Source organism: Yoonia sp. I 8.24 (genome assembly GCF_022096995.1).
GTDB lineage: Bacteria > Pseudomonadota > Alphaproteobacteria > Rhodobacterales > Rhodobacteraceae > Yoonia.
Window position 1 is genome coordinate 60,654 of record NZ_JACXGQ010000002.1, and the last position, 19,351, is coordinate 80,004.

The 19,351-nt window shown below is 54.2% G+C and carries 22 protein-coding genes; 11 read left to right on the forward strand and 11 right to left on the reverse strand.

Annotation, left to right across the window (positions count from 1 at the left end):
- Positions 1 to 10 precede the first annotated feature (10 nt).
- Complete coding sequence (locus Yoon_RS03210; protein WP_238110075.1) at positions 11 to 658, forward strand: GntR family transcriptional regulator; 648 nt, start codon at positions 11 to 13, stop codon at positions 656 to 658.
- On the opposite strand, the gene Yoon_RS03215 is transcribed toward Yoon_RS03210, so the two are convergent.
- The 11 genes from Yoon_RS03215 to mdh form a co-directional block, all read right to left on the reverse strand.
- Positions 655 to 1,491 carry a TerB family tellurite resistance protein gene (locus tag Yoon_RS03215; RefSeq protein ID WP_238110076.1) on the reverse strand — a complete coding sequence of 279 codons (837 nt, stop codon included), beginning with the start codon at positions 1,489 to 1,491 and terminating at the stop codon, positions 655 to 657. The genes Yoon_RS03210 and Yoon_RS03215 overlap by 4 nt on opposite strands.
- A gap of 182 nt (positions 1,492 to 1,673) precedes the next feature.
- Positions 1,674 to 3,062: a dihydrolipoyl dehydrogenase gene (gene lpdA, locus Yoon_RS03220; RefSeq protein ID WP_238110077.1), complete on the reverse strand. Its 1,389-nt coding sequence runs from the start codon at positions 3,060 to 3,062 to the stop codon at positions 1,674 to 1,676.
- A 66-nt stretch (positions 3,063 to 3,128) separates the two neighbouring features.
- Positions 3,129 to 3,539, reverse strand: coding sequence for an MAPEG family protein (locus Yoon_RS03225; RefSeq protein WP_238110079.1), 411 nt, complete (start codon positions 3,537 to 3,539; stop codon positions 3,129 to 3,131).
- A gap of 1 nt (position 3,540) precedes the next feature.
- Positions 3,541 to 3,933 (reverse strand): hypothetical protein, encoded by a 393-nt coding sequence (locus tag Yoon_RS03230; RefSeq protein ID WP_238110080.1) that lies wholly within the window; start codon positions 3,931 to 3,933, stop codon positions 3,541 to 3,543.
- A 95-nt stretch (positions 3,934 to 4,028) separates the two neighbouring features.
- Positions 4,029 to 5,210 (reverse strand): 2-oxoglutarate dehydrogenase complex dihydrolipoyllysine-residue succinyltransferase, encoded by a 1,182-nt coding sequence (odhB, locus tag Yoon_RS03235; RefSeq protein WP_238110081.1) that lies wholly within the window; start codon positions 5,208 to 5,210, stop codon positions 4,029 to 4,031.
- Complete coding sequence (locus tag Yoon_RS03240; protein ID WP_238110082.1) at positions 5,210 to 8,167, reverse strand: 2-oxoglutarate dehydrogenase E1 component; 2,958 nt, start codon at positions 8,165 to 8,167, stop codon at positions 5,210 to 5,212. The genes odhB and Yoon_RS03240 overlap by 1 nt, the downstream gene beginning before the upstream one ends.
- A complete protein-coding gene (locus tag Yoon_RS03245; RefSeq protein WP_238110085.1) occupies positions 8,164 to 8,736 on the reverse strand; it encodes a DUF805 domain-containing protein in 573 nt (190 codons plus the stop codon). The genes Yoon_RS03240 and Yoon_RS03245 overlap by 4 nt, the downstream gene beginning before the upstream one ends.
- A gap of 72 nt (positions 8,737 to 8,808) precedes the next feature.
- Positions 8,809 to 9,690 (reverse strand): succinate--CoA ligase subunit alpha, encoded by an 882-nt coding sequence (gene sucD / locus Yoon_RS03250; RefSeq protein ID WP_238110088.1) that lies wholly within the window; start codon positions 9,688 to 9,690, stop codon positions 8,809 to 8,811.
- Positions 9,691 to 9,705: 15 nt separating this feature from the next.
- Positions 9,706 to 10,290 (reverse strand): hypothetical protein, encoded by a 585-nt coding sequence (locus Yoon_RS03255; RefSeq protein WP_238110089.1) that lies wholly within the window; start codon positions 10,288 to 10,290, stop codon positions 9,706 to 9,708.
- Complete coding sequence (sucC, locus tag Yoon_RS03260) at positions 10,290 to 11,483, reverse strand: ADP-forming succinate--CoA ligase subunit beta (RefSeq protein WP_238110090.1); 1,194 nt, start codon at positions 11,481 to 11,483, stop codon at positions 10,290 to 10,292. The genes Yoon_RS03255 and sucC overlap by 1 nt, the downstream gene beginning before the upstream one ends.
- 257 nt (positions 11,484 to 11,740) lie before the next feature.
- Positions 11,741 to 12,703 (reverse strand): malate dehydrogenase, encoded by a 963-nt coding sequence (gene mdh, locus Yoon_RS03265; RefSeq protein WP_238110091.1) that lies wholly within the window; start codon positions 12,701 to 12,703, stop codon positions 11,741 to 11,743.
- A gap of 153 nt (positions 12,704 to 12,856) precedes the next feature.
- On the opposite strand from mdh, the gene Yoon_RS03270 reads away from it, so the two are divergent.
- The 10 genes from Yoon_RS03270 (at position 12,857) to Yoon_RS03315 (ending at position 19,350) form a co-directional block, all read left to right on the forward strand.
- Positions 12,857 to 13,618: a sulfite exporter TauE/SafE family protein gene (locus Yoon_RS03270; protein WP_255698659.1), complete on the forward strand. Its 762-nt coding sequence runs from the start codon at positions 12,857 to 12,859 to the stop codon at positions 13,616 to 13,618.
- 86 nt (positions 13,619 to 13,704) lie between these two features.
- A complete protein-coding gene (locus tag Yoon_RS03275; protein WP_238110092.1) occupies positions 13,705 to 14,661 on the forward strand; it encodes a formylglycine-generating enzyme family protein in 957 nt (318 codons plus the stop codon).
- 179 nt (positions 14,662 to 14,840) lie between these two features.
- Positions 14,841 to 15,683: a CoA ester lyase gene (locus tag Yoon_RS03280; RefSeq protein ID WP_238110094.1), complete on the forward strand. Its 843-nt coding sequence runs from the start codon at positions 14,841 to 14,843 to the stop codon at positions 15,681 to 15,683.
- Positions 15,680 to 16,225 (forward strand): NnrU family protein, encoded by a 546-nt coding sequence (locus tag Yoon_RS03285; protein ID WP_238110096.1) that lies wholly within the window; start codon positions 15,680 to 15,682, stop codon positions 16,223 to 16,225. Before Yoon_RS03280 ends, Yoon_RS03285 begins: the two co-directional genes overlap by 4 nt.
- 3 nt (positions 16,226 to 16,228) lie before the next feature.
- Entirely contained in the window at positions 16,229 to 16,432 is a 204-nt protein-coding gene (locus tag Yoon_RS03290) for a DUF1737 domain-containing protein (RefSeq protein WP_238110098.1), read from the forward strand.
- Complete coding sequence (locus Yoon_RS03295) at positions 16,429 to 17,454, forward strand: MaoC family dehydratase (protein WP_238110100.1); 1,026 nt, start codon at positions 16,429 to 16,431, stop codon at positions 17,452 to 17,454. The genes Yoon_RS03290 and Yoon_RS03295 overlap by 4 nt, the downstream gene beginning before the upstream one ends.
- Positions 17,455 to 17,745: 291 nt before the next feature.
- Entirely contained in the window at positions 17,746 to 18,186 is a 441-nt protein-coding gene (locus tag Yoon_RS03300; RefSeq protein WP_238110107.1) for a hypothetical protein, read from the forward strand.
- Positions 18,187 to 18,245: 59 nt separating this feature from the next.
- A complete protein-coding gene (locus Yoon_RS03305) occupies positions 18,246 to 18,446 on the forward strand; it encodes a hypothetical protein (RefSeq protein ID WP_238110109.1) in 201 nt (66 codons plus the stop codon).
- A gap of 130 nt (positions 18,447 to 18,576) precedes the next feature.
- Positions 18,577 to 18,966 (forward strand): succinate dehydrogenase, cytochrome b556 subunit, encoded by a 390-nt coding sequence (gene sdhC, locus Yoon_RS03310; protein ID WP_238110111.1) that lies wholly within the window; start codon positions 18,577 to 18,579, stop codon positions 18,964 to 18,966.
- 12 nt (positions 18,967 to 18,978) lie between these two features.
- Positions 18,979 to 19,350: a succinate dehydrogenase, hydrophobic membrane anchor protein gene (locus Yoon_RS03315; protein ID WP_238110113.1), complete on the forward strand. Its 372-nt coding sequence runs from the start codon at positions 18,979 to 18,981 to the stop codon at positions 19,348 to 19,350.
- Position 19,351: the final 1 nt, after the last annotated feature.

The window sequence follows — 19,351 nt, forward strand, 5'->3', positions numbered from 1 at the left end:
TATTGGGATTATGATCCAACCACGCCCCACCGACCCAACGATTGCCGCCCATGAACGGGTGTACCGTGCATTGCGTACGCGCATCATGCACGGCGAAATCGCCCCCGGCGAGGCGTTGACCCTGCGCGGGATTGGGCATGACTACGATGTTTCGATGACCCCCGCGCGCGAAGCCGTGCGCCGCCTTGTGGCCGAAGGGGCCTTGTTTCTTTCGTCTTCGGGGCGCGTGTCGACGCCGGCACTATCCAACGACCGGATCGAAGAGCTTGCGACATTGCGGGCGTTACTTGAGCCAGAACTAGCGTCGCGTGCCTTGCCGCGTGCCCATTTTGCGCTGATCGACCGGCTTGAATCCATCAACAACGGCGTGAGCCAGATGATCGCGCGCCACGATTCGTCCGGCTATATTCGAATGAACCTTGAATTTCATCGCACGCTGTACCTGCGCGCGCAGGCACCTGCGATGTTGGCGATGACGGAAACAGTTTGGTTGCAGTTGGGGCCGACAATGTGCGCACTTTATGGGCGGTTGAACCGGACAGAGCCGCCCTATCATCACAAGCTGATTTTGGCGGCGCTGAAGGCAGGGGATGAACCGGGCTTGCGGCTTGCGGTGCGCACAGATGCGACGCAGGGTTTGCGGATGCTTAAGACCTAAGCGGCCTCTTCGGATGCATAGACGAGATCTAGCAGGCGGCGGAAATCCTCGCCGGGGATGCCCAGCCCATAGGCCAATTCCGTTGCAAAGGCATGTTCCACTGGGATCAAGCGTCCGCTCGCGATTGCCACTGACAAAATACCCTGCATCATCAAATCTTTTTCACGGTCGCGCAAACCTTTGCCAAAGGCGATAAAGTGATGTTCGTCTAGGCCCGCCGACATATCAATCGAATCAACCATTTGGATCACCTCTGAGGTCGGGTAATTCCGCCCGGTCAGGCGACGAATGGTTTTGCGGATATGTGTGAGTTCAATCGAATCTACGATGCCATCGCATTTCGCCATGTGGCACATCGCAGACAAAATTCGAATGGCGGCTTTCTTGCGCATTGGCCCGCGCAGGTCATAGCCAAGCAGGGATTTGACACGGCGGATGATCACCGCAATGAGCCCTAAACACCCCGAAAGCAGCAGCCCATAAATGCCGAGCTTATGTTTCCAATCATTGCCCGCTACCGGGTTTATCTCAGCTGGAATAAGGCCTAGGGCCTGCGCTGCGACTATCTTGTCTTCGGAATAAAGCTGGTCATAGCTGGTTTCGCAGCCGTCGCTGGCCAATGCATACCCCTGCACATCGCTGGTTAAGACAATGCCGAAAACGACCAAATCATCGGTGACATAGCAAAGCGACATCATGGCTTCATCGGCGCCGGGAATCCGGGTGTCGGTCACAAACTCGAGACCCGGTGCACGCGTGACAATTTCGGTTTGGGCCTGCGCAGCAGAGCCAAAGGAGAAAACAAGGAAAAGGGCAACTAAGAGATAATTCATTTCGGCTCTCACAAAACGTTGACGCCTTAAAACATGGATTGGGTGCAAAAATGTGGCGGATATATGGTCGCAGATGCCTAATAGCGCTGCAAGGTTAACCATTTTTCCGAGAATTGTCTTTAGATTCGGATCAATAGAATTTCGCAACTGGCGCGCCGACCAACAATCGGCGCACCAAAGTGTTAAACGTGGATTGCGCCGTCACCACAGGCCAAAGCGGCCTCGCGGACGGCTTCGGAGTAGGTCGGGTGCGCGTGGCAGGTGCGTGCGATGTCTTCGGCAGCGGCGCCGAACTCCATAGCAACACAGATTTCATGGATCAGATCACCTGCCATCGGCCCAATGATATGTGCACCCAATATACGGTCTGTCTGTGCGTCAACCAGTAGCTTGACGAAGCCATCACCAGCAAAGTTGGCTTTTGCGCGGGCGTTGCCCAAGAACGGGAATTTCCCGACCTTATACGCGCGGCCAGCCGCCTTGAGGCTTTCTTCGGTTTCACCGACATTGCTGACCTCGGGGTGGGTGTAAATCACGCCCGGGATCACGCCATAGTTCACATGCGGCTTTTGACCTGCGATGCCTTCTGCGACGGCCATGCCTTCATCCTCGGCCTTATGGGCAAGCATGGGGCCGGCAATCGTGTCACCAATTGCGTAGATGCCAGGCACGTTTGTCGCATAGTTCGCGTCGGTTTTAATCTGACCGCGTTCTGACAATTCAACACCAAGTGCATCAAGCCCCAATCCGGTGGTGAAAGGCTTGCGACCTGTTGCGACCAAAACGGTGTCAGCGGTAATTGTGTGTTCGCTTTCGTCTTTGCGCAGCTGATAGCTGACAGTGGCCTTATTATTCTTAACTTCGACGCCTTGAACCGCCGCGCCCAGTTTGAATTTTAGGCCTTGCTTGGTCAGCATTTTTTGGAACTGACGCGCAATTTCGGCGTCCATACCTGGGGTGATTGCATCCAAGAATTCGATCACTGTTACCTCGGCGCCAAGACGGGCATAGACTGACCCAAGCTCAAGCCCGATGACACCCGCACCAATGACGACAAGGGATTTAGGCACTTTGTTCAGTGTCAGCGCGCCTGTGGATGTCACGACGGTCTTTTCATCGATCTCGATCCCCGGCAGGACAGATGCCTCGGACCCGGATGCGATGATGATGTTTTTGGCGTCATATGTGTCGTCACCGACCTGAACTTTGCCAACACTTGGGATGGTTGCCCAGCCTTTGATCCAGTCGATCTTGTTCTTTTTGAACAGGTATTCGATACCGCCGGTGTTTTGGCCAACAACGTTATCTTTGTAGGATAGCATCTGCTTCCAATCGACCGATGGGGCTTTGCCCTTCAGGCCCATATCCGCAAAGTTATGTTCTGCTTCGTGCAACATGTGCGTCGCGTGTAACAGCGCTTTGGACGGGATGCAGCCCACGTTCAGGCAAGTGCCGCCAAGCGTTTCACGGCCTTCAACCACGGCCACTTTCATCCCCAATTGGGCAGAACGGATTGCACTGACATAGCCGCCGGGGCCGGCACCGATTACAATAACGTCATAGCTGGACATGGTGTCTCCTTTAGATTTCTTAGCTGTCGGACTTATGTCGGACAAATGTCGGTTTTTGGTCGGCGTCTAGAACAGCGCCGAGATTATCATGAGCATGGTCGAGAGAAACCCCACAAACCAAATCAGCGAGCGCCAAGGCGTCCAGCCAAAATAATATGCGGGGACATAAAGAATACGGGCACCTAGATAGACCCAAGCGCAAATCGCGCTGAACCCGGTCCCCTTGTCACCCAGCGTGATCACGACCACGGCAATGGTGAATAAGATTAACGCCTCAAAGTGGTTATTCATCGCGCGGAACAGGCGACCCGTGCCAACGCTGGCTTGATCCATTAACGGTTTATTCAGCCGCTGCGGGTCACGTGGGCTTGCCGTTTTGCCGGGGCCAAGTTCGATATTGGCCGGAATCGCCATCAGGCAAAACTGGATAGCTTGAAGCAGAGCCGCGAGGGCGAGGACGGTGAGTTCAGGGGGCATTTTATGACATCATGGATTTTGTGTAACCACCGAGAGCGCTGCCAAGAAAATCACCAATAACTGTGAAGCTACCTTTGGTTTTACTCGGGTGGGTCACATACTCGGCTATTGTTACGGTCTGGCCATCAACCTCAAGTCGGGCACCCATTATTGCAATACCTCGACTGGTAAGCACTGGACCGACCCAGGTAGCGCCGCTCGATGAATGCGCTGTATTTGCCCACCTTACTAAACCCTCGTTAGCGAGCCATTCCATACAGGGCTTAACCATATCGCGAAGATCATTGTCTACGTCAATGTCCGTGTCATCGACGAAGTCGTCATTGATGCCGATGTCGAGGAGCTTCGCTAGTATTACGGAAATTACTGCTGCGTTTTTTTCCAAGGCTTTCATAGTATTTCCTTCACTTGGTTGAAATCTATTCAGCCCGTGCTTGCATGGGCAGCGCCCCGACCTCGGGGCGCTGCTCGGTGTTGCGTGCATGTGGCTTATAGATCCATCAACAGACGGCGTGGGTCTTCGAGCGCTTCTTTGACGCGTACGAGGAATGTCACAGCGCCTTTGCCGTCAACGATCCGGTGGTCGTAGGACAGTGCGAGGTACATCATCGGGCGGATCACAACTTCACCGTTGATCGCCATTGGGCGGTCTTGGATTTTGTGCATACCGAGGATGCCGGACTGTGGCGGGTTCAGGATCGGTGAGGACATCAGCGAGCCGTAGACACCACCGTTCGAAATAGTGAACGTGCCGCCCTGCATTTCTGCCATGGACAGTTTGCTGTCGCGGGCTTTGGCACCCTTTTCAGCGATGGCCTTTTCGATGTCTGCGAATGACATTTGGTCGGCGTCGTTGATCACGGGAACCACAAGGCCAGTGGGCGTGCCTGCAGCGATACCCATGTTGACGTAGTTTTTATAGACAACGTCGGTGCCGTCGATTTCTGCGTTCACATCAGGCACTTCATTCAGCGCGTGGATACATGCCTTGGTAAAGAAAGACATGAAACCCAGTTTGACGCCGTGCTTTTTCAAGAACAGGTCTTTGTACTGGTTCCGTAGGGCCATGACCTCTGTCATGTCGACCTCGTTATAGGTGGTCAACATCGCGGCGGTGTTTTGGCTTTCTTTCAGGCGCTTAGCGATGGTTTGGCGCAGGCGGGTCATTTTGACACGCTCTTCGCGGTCGACCTGATTGGCGGCGACTGGTGCGCGCGGTGCGGCTGGGGCAGCGGGCGCAGGTGTTGCCAATGCGTTCAACACGTCTTCTTTCATGACGCGGCCGTCTTTGCCGGTGCCTGCGACGTTGGACAGGTTGTTTTCTGCCATTAGCTTTTTCGCGGATGGGGCGTCTTCAACGTCTTTGGCTGCTGGTGCGGCCGCTGGGGCAGGGGCCGCTTCGGGTGCTTCGGCTTTGGGTGCTGGGGCCGCATCGCCTGCGGCGATTTGCGCAAGCAGCGCATCAACGCCAACTGTGTCGCCTTCAGCGGCGACGATTTCTGACAATGTGCCTGCGACGGGTGATGGCACTTCGACGGTGACTTTGTCTGTTTCAAGTTCACACAGCATCTCATCAACGGCCACGGCGTCGCCGGGCTGTTTGAACCATGTGGCAACTGTCGCTTCGGTGACGGATTCGCCAAGCGTTGGTACGCGGACTTCGGTGCTCATTACTTTGTTCCTTTGATAGTCAGGGCGTCGTCAACGAGCGCCGCTTGTTCTGCTTTGTGTTTGCTTGCAAGGCCCGTCGCCGGGGAAGCCGAGGCTGCGCGCCCTGCATAGACGGGGCGTGTTGTTTTGGCTTTGGTGCGGGACAGGACCCATTCGATATTGGGCTCCATAAATGACCATGCACCTTGGTTTTTAGGCTCTTCTTGGCACCAGACCATGTCTGCATTTTTGAACCGGGTCAGTTCGTTCATGGCCGATTGGGCTGGGAACGGGTAGAACTGTTCGAACCGCAAGATGTAGACATCATCGATGCCGCGCGCGTCACGTTCTTCGAGCAGATCATAGTAGACCTTGCCCGAACACATCACGACGCGTTTGATTTTGTCGTCTGCAACAAGTTTTGTTTCAGAGTTTCCTTGCTGGGCATCATCCCACAATACGCGGTGGAAGCTTGATCCGGTGGTGAATTCGTCAGCCTTAGACACCGCCATTTTGTGACGCAAAAGCGATTTTGGCGTCATCATGATCAATGGCTTGCGGTAGCTGCGGTGCAACTGGCGACGCAGAATGTGGAAATAGTTCGCAGGCGTTGTACAATTCGCAACGATCCAGTTGTCACCACCACACATGGTCAAGAACCGCTCCAGTCGCGCGCTCGAATGCTCTGGCCCTTGTCCTTCGTAACCATGCGGCAAAAGACAGACGAGGCCTGACATCCGCAACCATTTGCTTTCACCGGAAGAAATAAACTGATCGAACATGATCTGCGCGCCGTTGGCAAAATCACCAAATTGGGCTTCCCATAGGGTCAGCGCATTTGGTTCAGCGAGCGAGTAGCCGTATTCAAAGCCAAGCACCGCATATTCCGACAGCATGCTGTCGATCACTTCGTAGTGCGCCTGCCCCTCGCGGATATTGTTCAGCGGGTAATAGCGATCTTCGTTTTCTTGGTTAATCAGGCCAGAGTGACGTTGGCTGAATGTACCGCGGGTACTGTCTTGGCCAGACAGGCGCACAGGGTAGCCTTCGGTTGCGAGTGACCCAAATGCGAGCGCTTCACCCGTGGCCCAATCGAACCCTTCGCCGGATTCGAACATTTTAGATTTGGCACCCAAAATGCGGTTCACGGTTTTGTGGACAGGGAAACCATCCGGCACAGTTGTCAGACCACGCCCGATTTCTTGGAATGTCTTTTCATCAATCGCGGTGGCACCGCGTTGATAATCATCCTTTTGGCGATCCAGATGTGACCATTTCCCATCAAGCCAGTCGGCCTTGTTGGGTTTAAAGGTTTTACCGTTTTCGAATTCCGTATTCAGGTGCGCTTGGAACGCGGCCTTCATATCTTCGATTTCGCCTTCGGGGATAAGCCCGTCTTTGACCAGACGTTCGGTGTAAAGCGTCAGCGTGGTTTTTTGCTTTTTGATCTTTTTGTACATCACCGGGTTGGTGAACATCGGCTCATCGCCTTCGTTGTGACCAAAGCGGCGGTAGCAAATGATATCAAGAACCACATCTTTGTGGAACTTCTGGCGGAACTCAGTCGCGACGCGTGCGGCGTGAACAACGGCCTCTGGGTCATCGCCGTTGACGTGGAAAATTGGGGCTTCGACCATCAGCGCGATGTCAGTCGGATAGGGCGAGCTGCGCGAGAAGTGCGGCGCGGTGGTGAAACCAATTTGGTTGTTGACTACGATATGCATCGTGCCGCCTGTTTTGTGACCCTTGAGGCCGGACAGGCCGAACCCTTCGGCAACAACGCCTTGGCCAGCAAAGGCCGCATCGCCGTGCAACAAGATTGCCATGACGCGCGTACGATCCACGTCGTTTTTTTGGTCTTGCTTTGCGCGGACCTTGCCCAAAACAACGGGGTTCACGGCCTCTAGGTGGGACGGGTTCGCTGTCAGTGACAGGTGCACGCTATTGTCGTCAAAGCTGCGGTCGGATGATGCGCCAAGGTGGTATTTCACATCGCCGGACCCATCGACATCTTCGGGTTTGAACGATCCGCCTTGGAATTCGTTAAAGATCGCGCGGTAGGGTTTTTCCATCACGTTCGCAAGAACGGAGAGACGACCACGGTGCGGCATGCCGATGATGATCTCATCTAGCCCCAACTGACCGCCGCGCTTGATGATCTGCTCCATCGCGGGGATCAGGCTTTCGCCACCATCAAGACCAAAACGCTTGGTACCCATGTATTTGACGTGCAAGAATTTTTCAAAACCTTCTGCCTGCACAAGGCTGTTCAAAATCGCTTTGCGGCCATTTTGGGTAAAGGTGATTTCTTTCCCGTAACCTTCGATGCGCTCTTTCAACCAACCCGCTTCTTCGGGGTTGGAAATATGCATGTATTGCAAAGCAAATGTGCCGCAATAGGTGCGTTGCACGATCGCCATGATCTCGTTCATCGTCGCGACCTCAAGGCCGAGCACATTATCGATAAAAATCGGGCGATCCATGTCGGCGGCGGTAAAGCCGTAAGATTTCGGATCAAGCTCTGGGTGGGGCACGTTTTCACGCATGCCAAGCGGGTCAAGGTCCGCAATCAAATGCCCGCGAATACGGTAGGCGCGGATGATCATCAACGCGCGGATGCTGTCCAGCACGGCATTGCGGACTTGATTTTCGTCCAGTGACACGCCTTTTTCGGCGGCTTTCGCTTTGATCTTTTTGCCTGCAGCTTCGGGCTCGGCTGGCCATTGGCCATCAAGCGCGGATGTCAGGTCATCATTTGGAACCGGGGGCCAATCCATACGACCCCAAGACGGGCCTGCGGCCTCTGCCTTTGCGTCCGTCGGGGCATCACCCAGCGCCTTGAAGAATTCACGCCAGCTTTCGTCAACCGCATTTGGGTTGTCGGCATAGCGCGCATAAAGCTGTTCTACATATTCCGCATTGTGCCCCTGCAGGAACGATGAGGCGTGAAGAATGTCGTTAGGTGATTGATCGTTCATGAGAGAACCTCAGTTGGGTTGGGGCCGTATTTGTTTGTTTGGGGATCGGAAGCTTGGTTTAGCCAATAGATATTGATGGTCACACTGAGAATTAGAGTTACAAACGCAATTAGACCGACAGTTCCCGAAACCTGTGTATTTGCTCTGCCCGTTGTTCGCATCGCATCTGCAAAATTGGAAAAACCCATATGCGCAATTGTAATTGCAAAAATGAGTGCTACCCAACCAAGGATCGGTAGAAACGGCAGGAAACCAGCGCGCCCGCTATCGTGCATTCTGCGCCAAGTGACGCTGAGCCAAGGAATTAGAGTTCCAAGGAGAAAAATGTTACCAACGAAGCCGCTAGAGTGGAATTTTCGAACTGAGGTTCGACCCGTTAGGAAGCCATTTTCATCGGTTTCGTGGAGGTATTGAAACTCTGGGCCGAAAATCATGCTATTTACGAGAAGGCAGGTAAACAAACCGAGCAACATGAAGAGAATGAATTTCCAAAATTCCGAACGTGGGGCGCGACCTGAGAACGTCAGGTATTTTGCAAAGCATGACTTGGTCGCTTCAACGAGTGTCATTCTAATCGAATTCCCTACATTACTTTCCCCTGACGCGGCAGGGAAAGGGCGGAGCGAACCCCGCCCAGTCATTTAGCCGATTGCCTTGAGCACAGCTTCGCCAAGTGTGGCTGGGCTGTCTGCGACGATGATGCCAGCAGATTTCATGGCTTCGATTTTGCTTTCCGCATCGCCTTTACCACCGGCAACAATCGCGCCAGCGTGACCCATGCGGCGGCCCGGAGGTGCCGTGCGGCCAGCGATAAAGCCAGCAGTTGGTTTCCAGCGGCCTTTTTTGCGCTGATCAGCCAGGAATTCAGCGGCTTCTTCTTCTGCAGAACCACCGATTTCACCGATCATGATCATTGAATGCGTTTCGTCATCATCCAAGAACATGTCCAGCACGTCGATGTGCTCTGTCCCTTTGATGGGGTCGCCACCGATGCCGACAGCGGTTGACTGACCAAGACCAGAATCCGATGTCTGTTTCACGGCTTCATATGTCAATGTGCCGGACCGCGACACAACACCAACGGAACCACGTTTGTGGATGTGGCCCGGCATGATGCCGATCTTGCAAGCGTCAGGTGTGATCACGCCGGGGCAGTTTGGCCCGATCAGGCGTGAGGCAGAGCCTTCGAGCGCCTTTTTCACGCGCATCATGTCCAGCACAGGGATGCCTTCGGTGATACAGATGATCAGTTCCATTTCAGCGTCGATCGCTTCGAGGATTGAATCCGCTGCGAACGGCGGTGGCACGTAGATGACCGATGCGTTGGCTTCGGTGACGTGCTTGGCTTCGTGGACCGAGTTAAAGATCGGCAGGTCCAAATGGGTTTGGCCGCCTTTGCCGGGTGTCACGCCGCCAACCATTTTTGTGCCATAAGCAATTGCTTGTTCAGAGTGGAATGTCCCCTGCGAACCAGTAAGGCCCTGACAGATGACTTTGGTGTTTTCGTTTACGAGAATGGCCATAGTGATGGTCTCTTTCTATTGATCAGGAGCAATGTATTCGTGAACGACAATAATCGAACCACGATATACACCCGCGACTGCAAATTGGTTGCGTACTGCAGCGACGACGCCGACGCCGTCCGGGCGTTCGCCATAAAATGCTGCAATAAATTCGCTATCAGATGAGGTGTCGAATTCGCCGAAGCTATCGCCATATTTCGCACGCATTGCGTTTGACGCTACAAGAACTGCTTCGTCGTCACGCAGGTTGTTGCGTCCGACAAAGCAATAAGGTGCTTCGGAACCACGGGTTAGCCCGACGATAATGGAACGGTTATACGCCGTATAGAAATCTACCCCGGTATATTTACCTTCGTGGCGGAAACCGTTGGTGCGCAAATACGTACGCGTTGCATTATGCCCAGGTAGATTGTCCAAGCATTGATTGATGGCTTCTGTAGCCTTTGCGTTGCCAGAGCTTGTCGCAGGCTGCGTAGCCTGAGCAGGTGCGTCTGCTTCTGGCGCAGCTTCAACAGCCGCCTCGACGGGTGCTTCCATGCAACCGCCAAGACCAACCGTTGCGAAGACCGCAATGCCAGCAGGTTTTAATAGCTGCAGCATCACCCCTTAACCGCCTTCACGATTTTTTCGGCGCCGTCTTTGAGATCGTCAGCAGCGATCACGTCAACGTCGGAGTTGTTGATGATCTCTTTGCCTTTTTCAACGTTTGTCCCTTCGAGGCGGACAACCAGTGGTACTTGCAGGCCGACTTCTTTGACAGCGGCGATCACCCCTTCGGCGATGACATCGCAACGCATGATGCCGCCAAAGATGTTCACAAGGATGCCCTTAACGTTAGGATCAGATGTGATGATCTTGAACGCCTCGGTTACTTTTTCTTTGGTCGCGCCGCCACCAACATCGAGGAAGTTGGCTGGTTCTGCGCCGTAAAGTTTGATGATGTCCATTGTGGCCATCGCGAGGCCAGCGCCGTTCACCATGCAGCCGATTTCGCCTTCAAGGGCGATGTAGTTCAGGTCGAACTTTGATGCGGCCAATTCTTTGGGGTCTTCTTCGGTTTCGTCGCGCAGCGCCGCAATATCCGCGTGGCGGTAGATCGCGTTGCCGTCGAAAGAAACTTTGGCATCCAACACTTTGAGGGCGCCGCCGTCGGTGACGATCAATGGGTTGATTTCCAGCATTTCCATGTCTTTTTCGACGAAGGCTGTATAAAGCTGGCCCATAAGTTTGACGCATTGCTTTGTTTGCGGGCCATTCAGGCCAAGTGCGAACGCAACGCGGCGGCCGTGGAACGCCTGATAGCCAGTTGCAGGATCAACCGTGAAGTTCAGGATTTTTTCAGGGGTGTTTTCGGCAACTTCTTCGATGTCCATCCCGCCTTCGGTCGAAACAACAAAGCCAATCCGGCTTGTCGCGCGATCAACGAGCAGCGCAAGGTACATTTCAGTCTCAATGCCGGAACCGTCTTCGATGTAGATGCGGTTCACAACTTTGCCGACGGGACCAGTTTGGTGCGTGACCAATGTGCGGCCCAGCATCTTTTTGGCTTCTTCGGCAGCTTCTTCAACTGATTTGGCAAGACGGACACCGCCTGCTTCGCCTGCGTCAGCTTCTTTGAATTTGCCTTTGCCGCGCCCACCTGCGTGGATCTGCGCCTTCACAACCCAAAGCGGGCCATCAAGTTCGCCAGCAGCGGTTTTTGCGTCTTCTGCACGTGTGACTGGGCGGCCGTCAGAAACTGGCGCGCCGTAGCTGCGCAAGAGTGCTTTGGCCTGATATTCGTGGATGTTCATAGGGACATGTCCAATTTGGCTTCGGTTGACCTATCTAAACCACAAGGAATGAATGTTTTGTAACTGAAAAATGAAAAATATGGGCATAATCGAACATTTGTGATCACACGTTTTTACGCTGTGATCACAAATTTGATGTCACCTAAGTTGTTCGCGCGGAACTTAGCTAAATAGAGGGATTCGCGGTAGTGTCAGCTATACGAAACGCAAAAGGGCGCCCCGAGGGGCGCCCTAGTGTAAACGATGCGATATGGCGCTTAGGCCAGTGAACCGTCGATGTCTTTACAAGCAGCGACCAGGCCTTTGACCGCGTCGACAGATTTGTCGAACATGGCTTGTTCGTCTTTGTTCATTTTAATTTCGACAACGCGCTCAACGCCGCCAGCGCCGATTACTGTTGGCACGCCAACATAGAAACCGTCCAGCCCGTAAGCGCCTTCAACGTGGGCCGCAGCTGGCAGTACGCGTTTTTGGTCCTTGAGGTAGGCTTCTGCCATTTCAATGGCGGATGTCGCTGGGGCGTAGAACGCAGACCCTGTTTTCAGCAGGCCAACGATTTCAGCGCCGCCGTCACGTGTACGCTGCACGATCGCGTCAAGCTTGTCTTGCGTTGTCCAGCCCATGTCGACCAGATCAGGCAATGGGATGCCTGCGACGGTGGAGTAGCGTGTCAGTGGGACCATTGTGTCGCCGTGGCCACCCAGAACGAATGCAGTCACGTCGCGCATGGAAACTTTGAATTCATCCGCAAGGAAGTGACGGAAACGTGCAGAATCCAGAACGCCAGCCATGCCGCAAACTTTGTTGTGGGGCAGGCCAGAGAATTCGCGCAGCGCCCAAACCATCGCGTCAAGCGGGTTTGTGATGCAGATCACAAATGCGTTTGGCGCGTGTGCAGCGATGCCTTCGCCAACAGCTTTCATCACTTTAAGGTTGATGCCCAAAAGATCATCGCGGCTCATGCCGGGCTTACGCGCAACACCCGCAGTCACGATGCAAACATCGGCGCCTGCGATATCAGCGTAATCCGCTGTCCCCGCCATTTCGGCGTCAAAACCCTCGGACGGGCCGGCTTCAGCAAGGTCGAGCGCCTTGCCTTTTGCTGCGCCGTCGTTGAGGTCAAGCAATGTGACATCGCCGAGTTCTTTGATCGCAGCGAGGTGTGCAAGCGTGCCGCCGATTTGTCCGGCGCCGATGAGAGCAATCTTGGGTCTGGCCATTGAAATGGATCCTTTGGTGGTTCGATTTGCGACATTGGGTAAGCTTTTGCACGCGCCTGTGCAAGAGTGCCGCATCGCGGCATCCCATATTGTATTGTGGTTCACTATCCTGTTAGGCGCTAACAAAGGGTGAAACCAAGGTATTTAAGAGGCATGACCGTGTTCGAGCTTGATTGGCATTTTTTCGCGGCGGGCATTCCTGCGATGGTCTTCGCGGGTATCTCACGGGGCGGATTCGGTGGTGGTGTCGCCTTTGTGGGCGGTGCGATTCTGGCGCTGGTCGTGCCTCCGGGGGCTGCGCTTGGGATTATCCTTCCCCTTTACATGTTGGTCGATGTCGCGACGATGAAAGCCTATTGGCGCAAATGGGATTGGCCATCGGCCAAGGGGTTGATCCAGGGCGCTTTGCCTGGGATCATCTTTGCGGTGTGGGTCTATACGGTCGTTGACGCCGATTTTGTCCGACTGCTGATTGGGTGCGTCTGTCTTGCTTTCGTGGTCTTTCAGTTTAGCCGCTCGCTTGGGTGGCTCAAGATCGGCGATGCCCCGTTTTCGCAAAACTTTGCACGTGGGGCGGGGTTTGTGGGTGGGTTTACCAGCTTCATAAGCCATGCAGGTGGGCCGCCGGCAACTGTCTATTTGCTGTCGCAAGGGCTTAGCAAAACAACGTATCAAGCGACAATGGTGGTCACTTTTTGGGCCGTAAACTGGATGAAAGTGCTGCCCTATGCGTTTTTAGGGGTCTTCACTTGGGACACGCTCATGGGCAGTCTCGCACTGGCCCCGTTTGCACTGTTGGGCGGATGGATTGGGGTGCGCGCCCATGACGTGGTGCCCGAACGGCTATTCTTTGGGCTGACCTATGTCTTGCTGGTGCTGACAGGCGCGCGGCTGATTTGGGTGGCGCTAGCCTAGCCGCGCTATCCATCGCTTTACGGTGGGGTGGCGCAATGTTAGCGGTTCTAGGGTGGATGGCCCACTACCAGAAGGTTACCCCTCATATGAACGTGATGACCAAGATATTTCTACGAGCGCTCGGATGTGCGGCGCTTGGCACGGTCGGCATAGCCGAAACCGCCCCCACCTATCAGCTTACCGATGGGCAAACTGTCGGCGAACTCGAGATGTTCCAAGAATGCACCGATTGCCCCGAGATGATTGTTCTGCCAATGGAAAAATTTGCTATGGGGGCGCCGCTAGAGCAATCTGCGGCGCTATACCTTTTATGGAACAACGACCCTGCGCAGGACGAGGTTCTGGGCCTCCCGAGTGAAGGACCAGAACATGAGGTTGTTGTTGATATCCCAATCGCTGTAGGGCGCAATGAGGTCACACGTGCAGAATTTTTGGCGTGTGTTACGGATGGTGGGTGCACCCATACGCCGGACCCCGAAATTCTCACACGGCAAGGCAAACGTTATGCCGATGATCCGCGCCACCCGGTCATGGATGTATCCTATTTCGATATGCTTGAATATGTCACCTGGCTGAACAGCGTGGTCGGGACGCATGCATACCGTCTCCCCACCGAGGCAGAATGGGAATACTTGGCGCGCGGTGGTGCAACAACGGTATATGGTCAGGGCGACACCCTGACGGTCGATCAAGCAAATATTGGAATATTCTATTCGGAGAATGGCACTCACTTCGGTGATCCAAACAACCGACCAATACCAGTGCCTGTCGATGAGCTGGAAGCAGCCAATGCATGGGGAGTGCGCCATGCCGCAGGGAATATTGCCGAGCTAACAATGTCGTGCATTACTGAACGGCACCTCGGCCTACCAACAACAAGCGCTTATGCGGCTGCCGCATCAGAAACAGAACAGTGTGAACTCGTCGTCAAAGGTGGGAGGTTCGGTGCCAGTGCAGAATATGCGCGCCCCGCCAACCGTGGAAATAGATCACAAAACCGAAGGTCGCGCTTTGTGGGCTTTCGTATTCTTAGAGAAATGTAACAAAATAGTAGTGGAGGATTCGCGATGATTTTTTGGGACGCAGGCATGAGTACCCTTCGCTTCTCAATAGCTGCCAAATCTACACGTCACTGATGAATTGCCGCGCTGCGGCATATTTTCACTTGAACTATCATTCAAGTTCTGGCCATGTATGCGCAATTTTATTGCGAGGAGACATCATGCAGACCCGCCCTTTTCGTTCGGCCCTTTATATTCCCGGCTCAAAACCGCGTGCGCTTGATAAGGCGCGCAGTTTGCCTGTGGATGTGATCTTATTTGATCTTGAAGATGCTGTAGCACCTGATGCGAAGGTTGAAGCGCGCAGTACCTTGGCGGATGCATTGGCGCAGGGCGGATATGGTCCGCGTTTGAAAATCGTGCGGATGAACGGGCTGGATACAGAGTGGGGCGCGGATGATGCGGCTGCGATTGCAAATATGGACTGCGACGCGATCCTATTGCCCAAGGTGAATAGCACCGCTGATCTGGATGCGTTGGCCGGGTTGGTGCCAGACCTGCCGATCTGGGCGATGATGGAAACGCCACAAGGGATTTTAAATGCCGCTAGTATCGCGGCCCATCCGCGCATGGCGGGGTTTGTGCTGGGTACGAATGATCTGGCCAAAGACCTCAACGCGCGCGGGCGGGGGGCGATGATCACTTCGCTCCAACTGTGCGTGCTGGCCGCGAAAGCCGCGGGTATTGTGGTGCTGGATGGTGTCTATAACGCATTCAAAGATGACGAAGGGTTGCAAGCCGAATGTGCGCAAGGGCGCGATATGGGGTTTGATGGTAAGACATTGATCCACCCCGCCCAAGTCGCGATTACCAATGCGGCCTTTGGACCGAGCGCGGAAGATATCGATTTGGCGCGCCGCCAGATCGCCGCCTTTGACGCCGCCGCCGCCGAAGGGCAGGGGGTGGCTGTGGTTGACGGACGCATCGTTGAGAACTTGCATATTGTCACCGCGCGGGCGACGTTGGCCAAAGCTGACGCCATCACCGCATTGGAGACTTCATGATATTCTTGCTACTCGGCCTTGCCCTTTGGGTTGGGGTGCATTTTTGGAAACGGCTGGCGCCGACACATCGCGCCAAATTTGGTGACCGGGGCAAAATGGTTGTGGCCATTGGTGCTGTTGTCGGGTTGGTCTTGATGGTTATTGGTTACCGTATGGCACAAGGTACCTATTATTGGGGCCGGACCCCGGCGCTGGTAGGGATCAACAACCTGTTGATGCTGCTTGCATTTTACCTTTTTGCGGCCTCTGGATCAAAAGCCCGGATCACCCAATACATCCGCCATCCTCAGTTGACCGCCGTGATGATCTGGGCGCTTGCGCATTTGATCGTCAATGGCGACACCCCATCGTTTGTTTTGTTTGGTGGGTTGCTTGTTTGGGCAAGCTCCGAAGTGCAGCTGATCAACCGTGCGCAACCTGATTGGACACCGGGCCCAGCCGTGCCCGTGAAAAAAGAGATCACCGCCTTGATCGCCACTCTTGTCGTCTTTGCCGTCGTGGCGGGCGTGCATGTGGCGCTGGGCTATAACCCGTTTGGATAAGACATGAAAATCTACCGCTTGCTCACTGAAGACGACACATCTGCGTTTTGCCACAAAGTGTCTTTGGCCCTATCAAAAGGCTGGGAATTGCACGGCGGCCCAACCTATGCGTTTGACCAAGCCAATGGTGTGATGCGCTGCGGGCAGGCCGTGACCAAAGATATCGACACGCCCTACACACCGGACATGAAGTTGGGCCAGCAATGAGCAAGACAAACGCAGGCCGCTTTTTCGAGGATTACGCCGTTGGTGCTGTGATCACCCATGCCGTGCCGCGCACGATCAAGATGGGTGAACGCGCCCTATATCACGCGCTTTACCCGGCGCGCCACGCGTTACATTCGTCGGATCAATTCGCGCAGAACTGCGGGTTGCCCTTTAGCCCGCTCGATGATCTTGTGACCTTTCACACGGTTTTTGGGAAAACGGTTCCTGATGTGTCGCTGAACGCGGTTGCCAATCTCGGCTATGCCGAGGGTCGCTGGGAAACGTCGCTGTGGCCGGGTGATACGATCACGGCAACATCCGAGGTGATCGGGGTCAAGCAGAATTCGAACGGCAAAAGCGGTGTGGTTTGGGTGCGCACAACCGGGCGCAATCAGCATGGCGAAGTGCTGATGTCCTACGTGCGTTGGGTCATGGTGCGCAAACGCGGGGACGGTCCCGCGCCTGAAACGGTGATCCCTGCGCTGAACAGCGCCGTTGCGGCGGATGATCTGGTGATCCCAGAGGGGCTTGATTTTAGCGCCTATGACTTCGCGCTGGCGGGGGAACCCCACCGCCTATCAGACTATGCGGTGGGCGAAGTCATCGACCATGTGGACGGTGTCACCATTGAAGAGGCCGAGCATATGCTTGCGACCCGGCTTTGGCAGAACACCGCCAAGGTGCATTTCGACGCAACCAACCGCCCCGATGGAAAACGACTGATCTACGGTGGTCACGTGATTTCTATGGCGCGGGCGCTGTCGTTTAACGGGTTGGCCAATGCGCAAATGATTGTGGCGCTGAATGGCGGCGCGCATGCGAATCCCTGTTTTGCGGGCGATACAGTGCGGGCGTGGACCGAGGTCCTGGATATCGCCGAAACACCCGCACCGGGCGTCGGCGCGATCCGGCTAAGGCTGGTTGCGACCAAGGGCGTGGCGGGTGTTCTGCGCACGGATGATGGGAAGTATGACCCCGATGTGCTGCTTGATTTGGATTATTGGGCGTTGATGCCGGAATGAACGAGTTGTCCTAACAACTGGGGCGACGTGGGTTCGCTGCCAGGGCGGACCGTCACCGTTATTCTTGCCAATGTCTGCGCTGCGGGGACAAAACGTACACTCGATGTAGCTAAGGGAGTGGCAGCTTTGGATGTCAAATTAACCGCCCAAAGAAATGTAGCCAGCCCTTGACTGCCATCCTAGGCTGACGCAAAAATTGCGCGACGAATCTGAAAGGCTGCGTAACGGGACAAACCTGTTTTGGGGCTTAAGCATTTCCAGTGTCACCGAAATTTTTTGGGAGTCATGTCAATGTTGTTACGCCTGTTCTCATCAGTTTTTTTTCTCTTGATCGTACCGCATGCGCTTTTGGCGCAGCAGGTTGATTTTGGTGACAACGCAAGTGAATGGGCCAAGGATGGAAGATGTGACGACCCGCGCTTCGTCGGACCCGGCATGGGAGAACTGGCCTTTGGGACATACTTTGCCCAACCGGATATGATGCATGACGCGCAAGACTGCCGCATGCAGTACGAGGCGGGAAACGTGAGGTTGCGCGGCATTGATGGTAACGTGATCGACTTTGGTGACAATGCAAGTGAATTTGCCAATAATGGTGAATGTGATGACATGCGGTTTGAAGGGGTTGGCATGACTGCCTTGGAACTCTTGTTTGCCGATTTATTGCACGACGCCACAGATTGTCGACGCGGGTTTGAAAGCAACCGATTGACGCTCGTTGGCATAGAGTAAGGTCAGGGCACATCTTCCGTGCCGTCCAGATCCTGACAGCTAAACTCAGGTGTGTGCTCATGAAACAGCCATTCGAATGTCCTGTAGCATCCGGTAAAGTTAGGCTCAAACCTGCCGTTCGCTATGCAGCGATCGATATCCTTAGCTATCTTGGGTGCGTTGCTGGAGATATGATACAGCTTGTTGAAATTAATTCTGACAAAATAACTCATCTTTTATTTTGTGATCACATGGAAAAAATGTGTGATCACAAAAGCTGACTTTTTCCAAAATTGCGTCAATTATTCACTGTTTATCCATCTTACTTTGCGTGACTCTTGGCTTGAATTGGTGCAAAAAAGAGCCAAAGGCGCAACCGAAATGGCAGCCAAGCCAAAGAAGGGAACATTCATGGCCGACAATAAACAGGACAACCGTCCTCTGTCACCGTTCATGATCGGGCAATATTACCGCCCACAGTGGACGTCGATGACGTCAATCTTTACGCGGATTACCGGGCTCTCGTTGCTTGTCGCATCATTGTTGATTGTTTGGTGGTTTGTTGCTGCCGCATCTGGCCCGGACGCATTTGCAACTGCAAATGGTTTTTTGACCAGCTGGTTTGGCGATTTGATCTTGTTCCTGTCAACATGGGCGATGTTTTATCACATGCTGTTCGGCATTCGTCACTTGATCTGGGATTCAGGTCGGATGCTTGAAGTCGATGAATCCGAATTATACGCGCAGGCCGCGTTGGTTGGGTCCGTTTTGCTGACGATCTTTGTCGTCGTCGTACTGTAAGGGAGACGGATCATGGGTTTTATCACTGACCGTAAACGCGCTGCGGGGCTTGGCTCTGCGAAAACTGGTACCGAACATCATTGGCATATGATGGTCACCTCTGTGGCACTGCTGCCGCTTGTGATTATGTTTATCTTTTCATTCGGGGCGATCCTTGGGTCGCCCTATTCCGAAGTGATCGCCTATTATCAACGTCCGTTCCCGGCGATGATTGCGATCTTGACCATGCTGGTTGGGTTTAACCATTTTGCCCATGGCGCCCGGTCCACCATCGAAGATTACACCGGCGGGTTGACCCGCAAAGGTTTGATCATCGGTGTGAACTGCCTGTCTTATTCTGCTGCTGCCTTTGCGATTTTCGCAATTGTGCGCATCGCCCTTTAAT